This is a genomic window from Pueribacillus theae (assembly GCF_003097615.1).
GTDB lineage: Bacteria > Bacillota > Bacilli > Bacillales > UBA6769 > Pueribacillus > Pueribacillus theae.
Genome location: NZ_QCZG01000059.1, coordinates 1 through 15,313, shown reverse-complemented (window position 1 = coordinate 15,313; position 15,313 = coordinate 1). Strand labels below are relative to the sequence as shown.

The window sequence follows — 15,313 nt, the reverse complement described above, 5'->3', positions numbered from 1 at the left end:
CTGGCCAGTAACAAAGGCTTTCAGCCGTAGAGCAAACCACCCGTTCACACGGGTGGTTTTGATTGTTAATTTATCGTTTAGTGACCATCCTGCTGGGAGATAATAGTAAAGCGAATTTGTTTCAGGAGGTCACTTCATGAATTGGACAGTTCTTGCTGTTGTTGTACAGTTATTTTTTGGTGTAGTCATTGGACTTTACTTTTGGAATTTGTTGCGTAATCAGAGAACACAGCGAGTTTCGATTGATAAAGAATCGAAAAAAGAAATGGAACAGCTGCGAAGAATGCGAAATATCTCATTGACAAAGCCATTGTCAGAAAAGATTCGACCTTCGAGCTTCAAAGAGGTGATAGGCCAAGAGGACGGGATCAAAGCATTAAAAGCAGCCATTTGTGGTCCCAACCCGCAGCATGTCATTATTTACGGACCGCCTGGTGTCGGTAAAACAGCGGCTGCAAGGCTTGTATTGGAAGAGGCGAAACGGAATAAAAATTCACCTTTTCGATATGATGCTGTATTTGTTGAGCTTGATGCCACGACTGCAAGATTTGATGAAAGAGGCATCGCGGATCCGTTAATTGGAGCGGTTCATGATCCGCTTTATCAAGGTGCAGGTGCAATGGGACAGGCGGGAATCCCGCAGCCTAAGCAAGGTGCTGTGACGAAAGCGCACGGCGGCGTTCTTTTCATTGATGAGATTGGGGAGCTCCATCCAATCCAAATGAATAAGTTGTTAAAAGTGTTGGAAGACCGGAAAGTATTTCTCGAAAGCGCTTATTACAGTGAAGAAAATCAATCGATTCCAGATTATATCCATGATATTTTTAAAAATGGCCTTCCGGCAGATTTTCGATTAATTGGGGCTACAACAAGATCGGCTGAAGAAATCCCGCCGGCTATTCGCTCAAGGTGTTTAGAAGTCTTCTTTAGGGAGCTGACACAATCTGAAATTGCCTTGATTGCCAAAAAAGCAGCTGTGAAGATAAAATGTGACATCTCTGATGAGGCGGTTGACATGGTAACAAAATATACACGCAACGGCCGTGAAACAGTGAATGTCATTCAAATTGCAGCAGGTGTTGCATCTGCAGATGGAAGAAAGGTTATTCAGCTAGAAGATATTGAATGGGTTGTTTACTCCAGCCAACTTTCCCCGAGGCCGGAAAAGAAAGTGAATGAAGAAGGGGAGGTTGGAATTGTAAACGGGCTTGCAGTTTACGGTCCAAATACAGGCGCACTTCTTGAAATTGAAGCAACCGTATGCAAAGCAAAAGGTGAAAGAGGCGAAGTAACGATAACTGGAATCGTAGAAGAAGAAAGCATTGGCAATAGCAGCAAATCGATTCGCAGAAAAAGTCTCGCGAAAAGCTCAGTCGAAAATGTCCTGACTGTTTTGCAAAAAAGAGGCATTAACGCTTCAAAATATGATATACATATTAACTTTCCGGGTGGGACCCCAGTAGATGGGCCTTCAGCTGGAATAGCAATGGCGACGGCAATTGTTTCAGCAATAAACAACAACGTCGTTCATTCAAAAACCGCGATGACAGGTGAAATCAGCATACATGGAAAAGTCAAGCCCGTTGGAGGAATATTTGCAAAAGTAAAAGCTGCAAAAGAAGCGGGTGCGACCCGGGTGATTATCCCGAGGGAAAACGACCAGGAAATGTTAAAGCAAATAAAAGGAATTGAAATTATACCAGTAAGTGACTTTGTAGAGGTTCTTGACCTTGTGTTATTGCCAAATCACGGTGAGATAAAATCGAATATCGTACCGGCGGTTAGTGGATTACATGGGGCCCCGACTAGAAAGATATAAGTCGGGGTTTTTCATTGTATGTTAATATATTCGAAGAAGTCTATCATTCGCAAATGCATTTTTATTACGTTAAAATAAGGATTAATTATAAATTGTTTTTATTTGAATGGCTCATTGGAGGTGCGGATCTATGTCAAAACAAGAAATTAGAATTCCAATATTGCCCTTAAGAGGATTGCTTGTCTATCCATCGATGGTTATCCACCTTGATGTTGGGCGTGAAAAATCTGTTCAAGCGCTTGAATCAGTTATGTTAGGGGATCAATTTATATTTTTGACGGCTCAAAAAGAAAGTGCTTTAGAACAGCCGGAAGAAACAGATATATACAAAATGGGAACATATGCAAAAGTAAAACAAATGCTTAAACTTCCGAATGGGACGATTCGTGTACTTGTTGAAGGCATCCAACGAGGGAGAATAACGAATTTTACAGAGACCGAACAATATTTTGAAGCGGATGTGGAACTGATTGAAGAACATGCTTCAAAAGATGCTGAAGAAGAAGCACTCATGAGAACGGTCTTGGATCTTTTTGAACAATATATCAAGCTCTCAAATAAAGTATCGGCAGAAACGTTGGCATCGGTTCAAGATGTTGAAGAACCGGGGCGTTTAGCAGACGTTATTGCTTCACATCTAACATTAAAGGTTCAAGAAAAACAACAAATATTAGATGCCGAAAATGTAAAAGAAAGATTAAACGTCTTAATACAAATCTTAAACAACGAGAAAAAGATTCTTGATATCGAGAAGAAAATTGGGCAACGTGTAAAACGTTCAATGGAAAAAACACAAAAAGAGTATTATTTGCGTGAACAGATGAAGGCAATCCAAAAAGAGCTTGGAGAAAAAGAAGGAAAAGCGGGAGAGGTTGCTGACTTAAGAGAAAAAATCGAATCAATTGGAATGCCTGAACATATGAAAGAGACAGCATTAAAGGAGCTTGAACGGTATGAAAAAATTCCGTCCAGTTCAGCTGAAAGCGGGGTTGTACGCAATTATCTTGACTGGCTAATCCAATTGCCATGGACAAAAGCAACAGAGGACAGGCTTGATGTCCAGTATACGGAAGAGGTTCTGAATGAAGATCACTACGGATTAACAAAAGTCAAAGAACGTGTGCTTGAATATATCGCCGTTCAACAGCTGTCAAAATCTTTACAAGGCCCGATCCTCTGTCTTGCAGGCCCCCCAGGGGTTGGAAAAACCTCGCTTGCCCGCTCCATCGCAAAGGCCTTAAATCGAAATTTTGTCCGCATTTCACTTGGGGGCGTTCGTGACGAAGCTGAAATTCGAGGACACAGGCGGACATATGTAGGGGCAATGCCCGGAAGAATTATCCAAGGTATGAAAAAAGCTGGAACGATAAATCCTGTCTTTTTACTGGATGAAATTGATAAGATGGCAAATGATTTCAGGGGTGATCCTTCCGCTGCTTTGCTTGAAGTGCTCGATCCTGAGCAAAACAGTACGTTTAGTGATCATTTTATTGAAGAACCCTACGACTTATCGAATGTGATGTTTATTACAACTGCCAATAATATTGGGGCGGTTCCCGGACCCCTTTTGGATCGGATGGAAGTGATTAGCATTGCCGGCTACACTGAAGTTGAAAAAACTTATATTGCAAAAGATCATTTAATACCTAGGCAGCTTGAAAAACATGGGATGGAAAAAAAAATGCTGCAAATCCGCGAGGGCTCTATTGTTAAGCTGATTCGCCAATACACAAGAGAGGCTGGGGTCCGTAATCTTGAAAGACAAATTGCTTCGCTTTGCCGTAAAGCAGCAAAGCAAATCATAACAACTGGTAAAAAGAAAGTCATTATCACCGAGAATAACCTTGAAGAATTTCTTGGAAAACCAATCTTTCGATACGGACAAGCAGAAGAAGAAGACCAAGTGGGTTCAGCAACTGGCTTAGCTTATACCCCTTCTGGAGGGGATACGCTTTCCATTGAAGTGTCGATTTATCCCGGGAAAGGGAAATTGATTTTGACCGGAAGCCTTGGCGATGTCATGAAAGAGTCGGCGCAAGCGGCTTTCAGTTATATTCGTTCAAGGGCTGAACAGCTCAAAATAGACGCGGATTTTCATGATAAAAACGATATCCATATCCATGTTCCTGAAGGCGCGACACCAAAGGACGGCCCTTCAGCAGGAATTACAATTGCAACATCTATTGTGTCCGCATTAACCGGAATCCCTGTAAAAAAGGAAGTCGGCATGACAGGGGAAATTACCTTAAGAGGCCGGGTTCTTCCAATTGGAGGGCTAAAGGAAAAAAGCTTGAGCGCGCACAGGGCGGGGTTAACAACGATTCTTTTTCCGAAAGACAATGAAAAAGATCTTGATGATATTCCCGAAAGTGTAAGAAAAGATTTAACGTTTATTCCAGTTTCCCATCTTGACGAAGTCCTTCAGTATGCGTTAAATCGAGGGGAGAAGCAATGAAAGTCGTTGAAGCAGAGATCGTGACAAGTGCTGTCAAGCCTCATCAATATCCGGAACTTAATGTTCCGGAAATAGCACTTGCCGGCCGTTCGAATGTAGGAAAGTCTTCCTTTATCAACAAAATGATAAACAGAAGGAATCTCGCAAGAACGTCGCAGAAGCCTGGGAAAACGCAAACGTTAAATTTTTATTTAATCAACCAAGAATTGTGCTTTGTCGACGTCCCAGGGTATGGCTATGCGAAAGTATCCAAAGCGGATCGAGAAGCCTGGGGACGAATGATTGAAACCTACTTTTTGGAACGGGAACCGCTGCGTGGGGCGATCTTAATCGTAGATATGCGCCACGAACCGACAAAAGACGATATTGCTATGTATGATTGGTTTAAACATTTTGAGATTCCGGTTATCGTTATCGCTACAAAAGCGGATAAAATTCCAAAAGGAAAACGTCAAAAACACTTAAAACAAGTGAAAGTTACATTAAACATGGATCCTGATGATGTGCTTCTTTCTTTTTCGGCTGAAACAGGTGAAGGGAAGGATGCTGTGTGGCAATCCATTAAAAAGCTAGTTTATTAATATTGAAGTGATAGGATGGCTGCGGTTTCTCCGCAGCTTTCAATAAAAAAATTTATTGAAAATTTTAAATTAAGGGAATATAATAACAATACAAAAGAGCACCTAAAGGCTATTTTGTATTTCGGGATACATGATATGAAAGCACTTCCTTTGTAAGTCCAACCAAGGAAAGGAGAGGTGACGAGCAAATTTTCCTACGAACAAGTAGATTGTCATTTTTGAAAAGGAGGAGTCTCTATGGTTAATTTTGAAAAGATTGACCGAGTGGATATTGAATCGTTGCATCATGATTTCAATGTCGACCATCTGCTTGATTATATTCATGATGGTCTAAGAAAAATAGACAAAAATTACCCACTTGATCTTTATTACAAGTATGAAAAGCAACGATGGCAAATCCAAGAGCTGGATTTTAAACAAGATAAAATTGACTGGAATGAAAAATTAACAGAAGGGCAGCGAAAAGCTTTTTTAAGCATTGCTTCCGGATTTCACCACGGTGAAAGACAAGTAGCCGTAGATGTCATTCCAATGATTTCAGCAATGCCGACAGATGAGCATAAAGTCTTTCTATCAAGCCATTTGGAAGATGAGTCGAGGCATACCATTTTCTTCGATCGGTTTTACCGGGAAGCAGTCGGAATTGAAGCTGAGAATATGATGGAAACCCTCGATAAATCATTTGATTTTATGAGTGAAACATTTATTGGAGCGTTCGGTTTTTTAGCTTATCTTGTTGATCAAATTCGTGTAAACCCGGATGATAAACGATTGCTCGTTTCTGCTTTAACAAATTATCAACTTTGGATCGAAGGCGTTTTGGCATTGAGCGTCATGAAACTCACCCTTAGCTTTTGCAAAAATAATAATGTTCTTCCTGGCTTTCATAAAGGGTTTTTGGCTACAACACGTGACGAATCACGCCATGTTCAATTTGGGATGAGATTGTTGAAAGAATTGATTCATAATGATTCGAAATTAACAACGATTGTCTACGATACGGTTACAACAATGTTAACGTTGAGCAGTACATTTACTCAAAAGGTTGATTACTCGATGCTCGGGTACGAAAGAGATATGATCAGAAATGTCATGATGACGAATCTTAAAAAGAAATTTAATATGATTGGACTTCCTATTCCGGAAGAATTACAGGATAAAATTCGGGCGATTGAGCCAGAGGCTGCGGCTGGAGGATGATCGTGAACGAAGTTTAACGTCATTTGACAAGGAGGGAATACAGATGAATCACGAACTTTTTAGCGTTGAATGGGTAGAACAAGTTGAAAAAGAAATGAAAAAAGGCCCTTCCCTAGAACGTAAAAACAGTGTTGAGCCCAATTATTGGAACTGGATTGAAAATTGTAAAAAAAATTTAAATATAAAGCTTGCTCTTGTCATGAAAAATGATGATGGACAAAATGACCGTTATGCCTATTTCAATATTAAAGAAGGCGAAGTTGTAAATGGTTATATTGGGACATTTGAGGAAAGAGGTTCGGCAGATGTTGTCTTATCTGGAACGAAAGCGGATTGGATCGAAGTGATTGAAGGCCCGCGGAATCTTACTCAGAATATGATGTACCGTAAAATAAAACTAGCCCAAGGAAATATTCATTTCTTTTTTCGGAATATTTACTATTTTGTAGAACTGCTACGCTGTGGGCTTCGCGTTCCCATCCAAGAAAAGCTAACATCATCTTAATATGAAATGAGGGATTGGCATGCCCGGTTCATACACATCCCCGACAGGCTTGAAAGGTTTATTTAAAAAGGAGGCAAAAAGAAGAGAGTTAACGAAGTATCCAGTAGGCCGTTATCGAATTTTTCTTTTAGCGGTTGTTGTGTTTGCAAATATCATTGCCAGCTATGAAGGGAACCTTGCACCGATCGTACCGATGTTACTGGAAGAATTAAATATTACGGCAGCCATTTACGGCCAATTAAATGTCATCCCGATCATTGTAACTGCTTTAGTTTCATTATTTGTCGGTGTGTACGCTGACCGTTGGGGACGATCGATTATCGTTCTGATGGGCGTTTTTCTTACAGCGATTTTTATCTTTTTATTAGCGGGCATTACGACGATACAAGGGTTTTTAATTATTAAAATTTTACTGGGCATTGTAGATGGCTTAGCATTTGCGCCAATCGCTGGACTTGTACGCGATTTCTCACCCCAAATGGGGAGAGGAGTTGCTTATGCATTTTGGACGTTAGGACCTGTAGGCGGTCCATTTATTGCGAACTTTATTGCTTCATGGACATTGCCGATTTTCGGCACGTGGCAATCGCAATTGTACATTATGGGCACGATTTGTGTGATGTTTTGGATTGTGATTCTCGTTTGTTTGCGTGATTTATCACCTGAACTCAGGTCGAAAATATATGTTTCTGAACCGAAGGAAGGCGAGGCAGCAGAAAAGCATCAAGATAAAGGGGAATCGATTTCTCAAAAAACGGGGTTAAAAGGGATATTTTCTCACCCTGTAATTTGGATACAGCCAATAGGTATTGTGATTTTTTTGCCAATTTATTTCACTATGATTGTCTACGGGCCATTGTTTTTTACTGAAGTGTACAATGTTACGACGGCTGAAGGTTCGAAATTTACGATGTATTATTGGCTCGGAACTTTCATTGGATTGTTTTTGGCAGGTGGGATATCTGATCGAATAGGATTAAGGAAAATCTGTACACTAGTCGGTGCTTTATCAGCTATTATTTTCAATCCAATCTGGATCATTTGGGGAATGAGCGCATCAACAAACTTAGGCTTAGTTGGGGTCTTTTCGTTTTTGGCTGGCTTTACGGGTGCTGCAGCCTACTCCCCATGGATGGCGATGTATTCAGAGAACCTTGAATCGGTGAATCCGAATATTCAAGCGACGGGATGGGGTTTTTATGGTTTGGTTACAAGGCTTGCCGCATTGTTAGTCGCTTTGTTGGCCCCCGTCGTCGTCGAAACGACAGGAAGTTGGAAATCGTGGTTTATGATTGCTGAAATTGGTATGATATGTTACTTAATCTTTCCATTTCTAGCAATCGGACAATTATTCCCTACAAAAGTTTCTGTTCCTCCTGCTGAAAAAGCCCAATAAATGATTCGTTACACAGATAAACTTGACTAGATCATATGGCGTTGATCTAGTCTTTTTCTATTTCTTTTTGAAAAACAAAAAGTAGAGGCCAAGCCCAATTAACAAAATTGGCCAAAACCCTTTAAATAGTGTTTCAACTTTCATAAGGATAAGTTGAAAATTGGCATAAAAAAGTTCTAATAGGGAAATCATAATTAGAATACATGCGGTTAAAAAGCCTCCTTTTTTCGTTTTAAAGTATTGAACAAGAAAGGCGACGCCTACAATAAGCGTGTACATTCCCCAACTTTTTGGCCAGAATTCAACATTTGCAGCTGCAAAAAAGTGAATACCTAATCCTAAAAGAAGTGTACCAGGGAAAAACGAAGCCGCTTCTTTTCCTAAAAATCCATGTGCGAGAAAGGCAATGCCAATGACAATTAAAATAAACTGCCAATCTAATAGCGTTTGAATAAAAGTGACATGTAAAGAATCTAAAAAGAAAAATAGGCCTACACCCAAAAGAAGAATACCAATGAAAATATGATGATTTCTCACTTCGTCTTCGCTCCAAGATTTTTGATTCGTGTCGAATTGTTTGTTATACTAGCTTCGGTATTAAGTTAGGAAATTTGATGAAAGAAAACGTATTAGCATTTTTCTTATCATACCATACGATTCAAACACTTTTCACAATTAATCGTATGAAATTGCATAATCAATGCTAAACTAGTAGTAAAGACTTTGTTCGAAGTAGAGGGTGATCCTTTTGCACATTCTTGTACTTAGCTTAAACCATAAAACAGCCCCAATTCATATACGGGAGAAGATGGCTTTTCAAGACGAAGAATTGCCTCGAGCACTATCAGTACTGCGCCATACGAAAAGCATTTTAGAATGTGTGATTGTATCAACGTGCAACCGTACTGAGGTATATGTCGTAAGTGATCAGCTTCACACAGGCCGCTATTATACGAAGGCATTTTTAGCTGACTGGTTTTCGCTTGATAAAGAGATGTTCACACCTTACTTAACGATACGCGAAAATGAAGCATGCATTGAGCATTTGTTTAGGGTCACCTGTGGGCTCGACTCCATGGTGTTGGGTGAGACACAAATCCTCGGGCAAGTTCGTGACTATTTTATGTTGGCGCAAGATGAAGGCACAACAGGGACGATTTTCAATGAACTCTTTAAACAAGCAGTGACACTGGCTAAAAAGGCGCATTATGAAACTGGGATTGATGAGTCAGCCGTCTCCGTCAGCTATGCAGCCGTTCACCTTGCAAAGACGATTTTTGGGAATTTAAAGAACAAGAAAGTACTGATTGTCGGAGCAGGCGAAACGGGTGAATTAACGGCTAAAAATTTACGAGGTAACGGTGTAAAACAAATAACGGTTATGAATCGCACGTTCGAAAGGGCTCAACGGCTCGCTAAGCAACTGAAAGGGCAAGCGATGTCATTTCATGAACTTCAAAAGGCAATGACCGACTGTGATATAATCATTAGCTCGACCGGATCAAAGGAATACGTCGTAACGAATAGCATTGTCCAGCCTGCCTTAAAGAAGCGTAAAGGTCGGCCTTTATTCATGATTGATATTGCCGTTCCCAGAGACCTCGATCCCGAAATTGACAAAAACGAAAGCGTCTTTTTGTACAATATTGACGATTTAAAACATATCGTTGAAGAGAACTTAAAGGAACGCAAAAAAGTAGCAGAAAAAATTGAATTAATGGTTGAAGAAGCTGTTGTAGAATTTCAATCTTGGTTAAACACGCTTGGCGTTGTTCCGATGATCTCCGCGTTAAGGACAAAAGCACTCGCCATTCAATCGGAAACGATGGCAAGTATCGAGCGTAAGCTTCCCGATTTATCCGAAAGAGAAATAAAAGTGTTAAGAAAGCATACGAAAAGCATTGTAAACCAGCTTCTAAGAGATCCTATTTTAGGATTGAAGGAAATGGCTGCAGAGCCAAAGGCTGAAGAAGCAATGGAAATGTTTGTAAGAATCTTTGCGATTCAGGAAGAAGTTGAGAAGGAAAAAGAAAAGCAGCAGGTACAGTTTGAGAAAAAAAATGAAACAACCGAAAAAAAGAAGCTAGCTTCTGTTGGAACATTGAAAGAATTGCCGCTTCGCCCCTAGGAGAGGAGGCAAGGCCCTTTGTATATGATCGATTGGATTTATGAAATAACGATTATCCTCTATGCTATTTCTTTACTCGGGTATTTTATAGATTTTTTGCAAAACAACCGGAAGGCAAACCGCTTTGCTTTCTGGTTGCTTTCTATTGTATGGGCTTTGCAAACTTTGATTTTTGTCGTCTATTTTTTTGATTTAAATCGTTATCCAATATTAACCCCCTTTGAAGGGTTTTATTTCGTCACTTGGATGATTATTACGCTGTCTTTAATCATTAACTGGTTTTCTCGTATTGATTTTTTCGTTTTCTTTGCGAATATGATCGGATTTTTAATGATGTCGCTTCACTTTTTTTCTCCTAAGAGCGAATTATCCCCTTTAATAACGGCGACGTTGACGACAGAGTTGTTTCTTATGCACATTGCAATGGCTTTTTTATCTTATGCGGCGTTTACGCTCTCTTTCGTATTTGCAGTCATGTATGTTATTCAGTATGAAATGCTTAAAAATAAGAAAAGCATTAAACGGCTAGGCAGGTTCGGAAGTTTAACCGAGCTTGAAAGAATGTCATTTTTCTTTGCAATGGTTGGTGTGCCGCTATTGTCGCTAAGCATTATATGGGGTGGGATTTGGGGCCATCTCACAATAGACCAATTCAATTATTTGGATGCTAAAGTTATCACGTCTATTATGGTAGTCATCGGATACTGCTTCTTTTTATATGCGAAAGTAGTGAAAAATACTCAAGGCAAAAGCCTTTCATTTATAAACATTGTGGCTTTTTTATTATTATTAATCAATATTTTTCTATCACGCTCATTTTCAGAATTTCATTGGTGGTAAAAGGCTTTTCTATTACAAAGTTGAGTATTAGCGGGGCGATTTTACCTGAAGAGAACCTTTTTTTGAAAGAAAAACCCGCTTCTCGGAAGGTAAATCGAACCCGCGGGCGCGGTTATATTACACTGTTTAACGGAGCTTTTCTAGGAGGAATTTGATGACTAAAATTATTGTAGGATCCAGAACGAGCAATTTGGCAATGACACAAACAAAATGGGTCATCGAGCGGTTAAAAGAATTAAAGTTGCCGATAGAATTTGAAGTAAAAAAAATCATGACAAAAGGTGACCGTATTCTTGATGTGACATTGTCCAAGGTCGGTGGCAAAGGGCTTTTTGTTAAAGAATTGGAACTTTCTATGCTGAATGGAGAAATTGATATGGCGGTTCACAGCATGAAAGACATGCCCGCGAATCTTCCAGAAGGTTTGATCATTGCCAGCATTCCGATCCGTGCCGATCACCGCGATGCGTTCATTTCAAAAAAGTATGATTCACTCGATTCGATGCCAAGCGGGGCGATTGTTGGAACGAGCAGCTTAAGAAGATCCGCGCAAATTTTGGCAAAGCGCCCTGATTTAGAGATAAAATGGATTAGGGGAAATATAGAGACACGCCTCAGGAAGCTGGATGAAGAAAACTATGACGCCATAATTTTAGCTGTTGCAGGACTTGAGCGAATGGGCTGGTCGAATGAAATCATTACAGAATATCTCCCTGTCGACACTTGTTTACCTGCTGTTGGTCAAGGCGCACTTGCGATTCAATGTAGGGAAAACGATAACAAAATGATTGATATCCTCACTAAGTTAAACGATGAACCGACAATGAAAACCGTGGCAGCCGAAAGGGCTTTTTTACATACGCTTGAAGGCGGTTGCCAAGTGCCGATTGCGGCCTATGCCGAAATGACTCAAGGTGATGCCATTCGATTAACAGGCCTTGTAGGTAAACCTGACGGTTCAGTCATTATAAGTGAAAGTGAGGAAGGTTCTGAACCTAGCAAGCTTGGCAAACAACTGGCGAAGAGGCTTATCGAACGCGGGGCAGGAACGATTCTTGAACGTGTGAAAGAAGAGTTGGACAAATGAATTCGAAACCGTTGGAAGGGAAACGCATTTTAATAACGAGAATGAAATCTCAAGCGAAGCGCTTTGCCGAAAACATTCGTGGTTTAGGCGGGGAACCGGTTGTCATTCCGCTTATTTCTATTGTTCCACCGGGAAATCAACAGCCAATGATAGAGGCATTACGGCGCATCGAACAGTTTGACTGGCTTGTTTTAACGAGCCAAAATGGAGTGAAAGCTTTCTTCTCAGTTTTAGAGAAGGAAAAGATTCCGAAGGAGTGGTTGACACATATAAAAATTGCCGTTGTCGGAACGAAAACAAAGCAAGAGGTTGAAAACTTTGGATTTCAGGCCTATTTGATTCCGGAGCAGCATTTTACCGCGGAAGCCTTAGTTGATGCCCTTTTAGGGAAAATCAAAAAAGGCGAGCATGTATTAATGGCAAGAGGAAATTTAGCGAGAGATCTTTTGCCTGAAAAATTAAATGAACATGGTTTGCATGTTGTCGATGTTGTCGCTTACGAAACAAAGCTTAATCAAGAAGGACAAAAAGAACTTATTGAAGAAATAAATAATGAAAGCCTTGATGTCATTACTTTTACAAGCTCCTCAACTGTCAACCATTTCGTTGAACTGCTAAGTAAAATAGATTGGAAAAACAAACTGAAATCGACATGCCTCGCCGCCATTGGCCCGATAACTGCAAATACGATGATCAAATACGAAATTCCCCCCGATGTTGTCGCAAAAGTAAATACAACAGAAGGCTTGCTTGAAGAAATCATACATTATTTTAGGAGGAAAAAAGAATGAACAGCTTACAATTTGACCGGCATCGCCGTCTGCGACAAAGTGACAGCATGAGAAAACTCGTCCGCGAAACAAGATTACATAAAGAAGATTTAATCTATCCCATCTTTGTTGTTGAAGGTGAAAAGGTTAAAGAAGAGGTCTCTTCGATGCCTGGAGTTTACCATCTTTCACTCGATAATCTTAAAGCAGAGATTGAAGAAGTATCTAGTCTTGGCATTCAGTCAGTTATTATGTTCGGTGTTCCAAACCATAAAGATGATGTCGGTTCTGAAGCATACGCCGACAACGGAATCGTTCAGCGGGCCATTGCTCAAATTAAAGAAACCCATCCACATTTAACTGTTATTGCAGATACATGCCTTTGCCAGTATACCGATCACGGTCACTGCGGCGTGATAAAAGATGGAATGGTTGAGAATGATGAAAGTTTAAAGTTGCTTGCTGAAACCGCTGTTTCACAAGCGAAAGCAGGGGCGGACATCATCGCGCCGTCAAATATGATGGACGGATTTGTTGCAGCGATTAGGCAAAGGCTCGACGAAGAAGGTTTTGAACAGATTCCGATTATGTCCTACTCGGTAAAATATGCTTCTGCTTTTTACGGGCCGTTTCGGGACGCAGCAGGCAGTGCTCCTCAATTTGGTGACAGAAAAACGTACCAAATGGATCCAGCAAACCGTCTTGAAGCACTTCGGGAAGCGGAATCAGATATTGCTGAAGGCGCCGACTTTTTAATGGTGAAGCCTGCGATGTCTTTTATGGATATCATTAGAGAACTAAAAGATCGCTTTCCTTATCCCATTGTTGCCTACAATGTGAGCGGAGAATATTCCATGATCAAAGCCGCCGTCCAAAATGGCTGGTTTGATGAGAAAGAAATTGTTCTTGAAATGCTCACAGGCTTAAAAAGGGCAGGCGCCGATCTTATTATGACGTATCATTCAAAAGACGTTGCTAGATGGTTAGACGAAAAATAACAAAGTTGCTCGATAAGGGGTGCGTATGTGTGAAAACGTATGAACGTTCAAAACAAGCGTTTGAAAAAGCGCTCAAATTAATGCCGGGTGGTGTCAACAGCCCTGTTCGTGCTTTTAAGTCTGTCCATATGAATCCTGTTTACATGGAAAAGGGCAAGGGTTCCAAAGTGTATGACATTGACGGGAATGAGTACATTGATTATGTGCTTTCATGGGGACCTCTCATTTTAGGCCATGCTGACGAACAAGTTATTGCCGCCATTCAAGAAACAGCAGTAAAAGGGACAAGTTTCGGTGCGCCGCACGAGCTTGAAACGAAGCTTGCCGAGCTTGTAATTTCTCGCGTTCCGTCTGTCGAAGTTGTTCGGATGGTAAACTCCGGCACTGAAGCAACAATGAGTGCATTAAGACTGGCAAGGGGCTATACAGGCCGAAATAAAATCATAAAATTTGAAGGCTGCTATCACGGCCACGGTGATTCTTTATTAATTAAGGCCGGTTCCGGAGTAGCCACACTTGGCCTTCCTGATAGCCCTGGCGTGCCAGAAGGTGTTGCTAAAAACACGATTACCGTTCCATACAATGACCTGGAAAGCGTCCGTTACGCATTTGAACAGTTCGGCGAAGACATTGCCGGTGTGATTGTAGAACCTGTCGCTGGAAACATGGGCGTTGTCCCTCCGCAGAAGGGCTTTTTGGAAGGATTAAGAGAAGTAACAGAAGAATACGGAAGCCTTCTTATTTTTGATGAAGTAATGACAGGATTTCGTGTCGATTATCATTGTGCGCAAGGTTATTTCGGCATTAGCCCTGATTTGACATGTTTAGGAAAAGTCATCGGAGGCGGGCTCCCAGTCGGCGCTTACGGTGGAAAAAGAGAAGTGATGGAGCAAATCGCGCCGAGCGGGCCAATCTATCAGGCGGGAACCCTTTCAGGAAATCCCCTTGCAATGGCTGCCGGCTATGCAACGCTTTCACAGCTTACACCCGAAACCTATACTGAATTTCGAAGAAAAGCGGATCTGCTCGAGAAGGGTTTAAAACAAGTGGCTGAAAAATACGATGTGCCACATACGATTAATCGTGCGGGTTCGATGATTGGTTTATTTTTCACAAATGAAGATGTCATAAACTATGAAGCTGCAAAATCATCCAACCTTGATTTCTTTGCGTCTTATTTTAAAACGATGTTGGAAGAAGGCGTCTCCCTTCCTCCTTCTCAGTTTGAAGGATTGTTTCTATCAACTGCCCATAGTAATGAAGATATTGAAAAAACAATCGCTGCAGCAGACACGGCATTTAAAAAATTAAAAAAATAACTTTAACCTGAATTATTCACACTTTGCCCATGAGGGAATTAATTGAAGCAAAGATATCAATTTTTTTGTTTCATTGACAATAACTAAAAGAGATTTTCTAATTTTGTTAAAGCTTAATCTGGTAGCCCCGAAAATTTCCTGTTTTTGGGCATACTACTCCCTTGGTTCAACATTAGATTTTTAAAAATAGATATTAGAATAGTTTATTCTAGCTT

General features: G+C 40.6%; 13 protein-coding genes. 12 read left to right on the top strand and 1 reads right to left on the bottom strand.

The annotated features are described in order from the left end of the window. Positions 1 to 136: 136 nt before the first annotated feature. The 6 genes from lonB to DCC39_RS17435 all read left to right on the top strand — a co-directional run bounded on the left by lonB (position 137) and on the right by DCC39_RS17435 (position 7,956). Positions 137 to 1,819 carry an ATP-dependent protease LonB gene (gene lonB / locus DCC39_RS17460; RefSeq protein WP_116556176.1) on the top strand — a complete coding sequence of 561 codons (1,683 nt, stop codon included), beginning with the start codon at positions 137 to 139 and terminating at the stop codon, positions 1,817 to 1,819. A gap of 130 nt (positions 1,820 to 1,949) precedes the next feature. Then, a complete protein-coding gene (gene lon, locus DCC39_RS17455) occupies positions 1,950 to 4,274 on the top strand; it encodes an endopeptidase La (protein WP_116556175.1) in 2,325 nt (774 codons plus the stop codon). Beyond that, on the top strand, positions 4,271 to 4,855 hold the full coding sequence (gene yihA, locus DCC39_RS17450) for a ribosome biogenesis GTP-binding protein YihA/YsxC (RefSeq protein ID WP_116556174.1): 585 nt from the start codon (positions 4,271 to 4,273) through the stop codon (positions 4,853 to 4,855). Before lon ends, yihA begins: the two co-directional genes overlap by 4 nt. 237 nt (positions 4,856 to 5,092) lie before the next feature. Beyond that, positions 5,093 to 6,055, top strand: coding sequence for a ribonucleotide-diphosphate reductase subunit beta (locus DCC39_RS17445; protein ID WP_116556173.1), 963 nt, complete (start codon positions 5,093 to 5,095; stop codon positions 6,053 to 6,055). Positions 6,056 to 6,098: 43 nt separating this feature from the next. Next, on the top strand, positions 6,099 to 6,560 hold the full coding sequence (locus DCC39_RS17440; protein ID WP_116556172.1) for an SCP2 sterol-binding domain-containing protein: 462 nt from the start codon (positions 6,099 to 6,101) through the stop codon (positions 6,558 to 6,560). A gap of 19 nt (positions 6,561 to 6,579) precedes the next feature. Then, entirely contained in the window at positions 6,580 to 7,956 is a 1,377-nt protein-coding gene (locus tag DCC39_RS17435; protein WP_116556171.1) for an MFS transporter, read from the top strand. A 57-nt stretch (positions 7,957 to 8,013) separates the two neighbouring features. On the opposite strand, the gene DCC39_RS17430 is transcribed toward DCC39_RS17435, so the two are convergent. Then, positions 8,014 to 8,493 (bottom strand): hypothetical protein, encoded by a 480-nt coding sequence (locus DCC39_RS17430; RefSeq protein ID WP_116556170.1) that lies wholly within the window; start codon positions 8,491 to 8,493, stop codon positions 8,014 to 8,016. Positions 8,494 to 8,704: 211 nt separating this feature from the next. Here DCC39_RS17430 and hemA point away from each other — a divergent pair, with 211 nt between their 5' ends. The 6 genes from hemA to hemL all read left to right on the top strand — a co-directional run bounded on the left by hemA (position 8,705) and on the right by hemL (position 15,098). Next, a complete protein-coding gene (gene hemA, locus DCC39_RS17425; protein ID WP_116556169.1) occupies positions 8,705 to 10,084 on the top strand; it encodes a glutamyl-tRNA reductase in 1,380 nt (459 codons plus the stop codon). A gap of 24 nt (positions 10,085 to 10,108) precedes the next feature. Then, the gene (locus tag DCC39_RS17420; RefSeq protein ID WP_116556177.1) at positions 10,109 to 10,924 is read left to right on the top strand and encodes a cytochrome C assembly family protein; all 816 of its coding nucleotides are present in this window, start codon (positions 10,109 to 10,111) and stop codon (positions 10,922 to 10,924) included. A gap of 154 nt (positions 10,925 to 11,078) precedes the next feature. Beyond that, positions 11,079 to 12,011 carry a hydroxymethylbilane synthase gene (gene hemC, locus DCC39_RS17415; protein ID WP_116556168.1) on the top strand — a complete coding sequence of 311 codons (933 nt, stop codon included), beginning with the start codon at positions 11,079 to 11,081 and terminating at the stop codon, positions 12,009 to 12,011. Then, positions 12,008 to 12,802 (top strand): uroporphyrinogen-III synthase, encoded by a 795-nt coding sequence (locus tag DCC39_RS17410; RefSeq protein WP_116556167.1) that lies wholly within the window; start codon positions 12,008 to 12,010, stop codon positions 12,800 to 12,802. Before hemC ends, DCC39_RS17410 begins: the two co-directional genes overlap by 4 nt. Beyond that, on the top strand, positions 12,799 to 13,779 hold the full coding sequence (gene hemB / locus DCC39_RS17405) for a porphobilinogen synthase (RefSeq protein WP_116556166.1): 981 nt from the start codon (positions 12,799 to 12,801) through the stop codon (positions 13,777 to 13,779). Before DCC39_RS17410 ends, hemB begins: the two co-directional genes overlap by 4 nt. Before the next feature lie 29 nt (positions 13,780 to 13,808). Next, positions 13,809 to 15,098: a glutamate-1-semialdehyde 2,1-aminomutase gene (hemL, locus tag DCC39_RS17400; RefSeq protein WP_116556165.1), complete on the top strand. Its 1,290-nt coding sequence runs from the start codon at positions 13,809 to 13,811 to the stop codon at positions 15,096 to 15,098. The last annotated feature ends 215 nt before the right edge of the window (positions 15,099 to 15,313 follow it).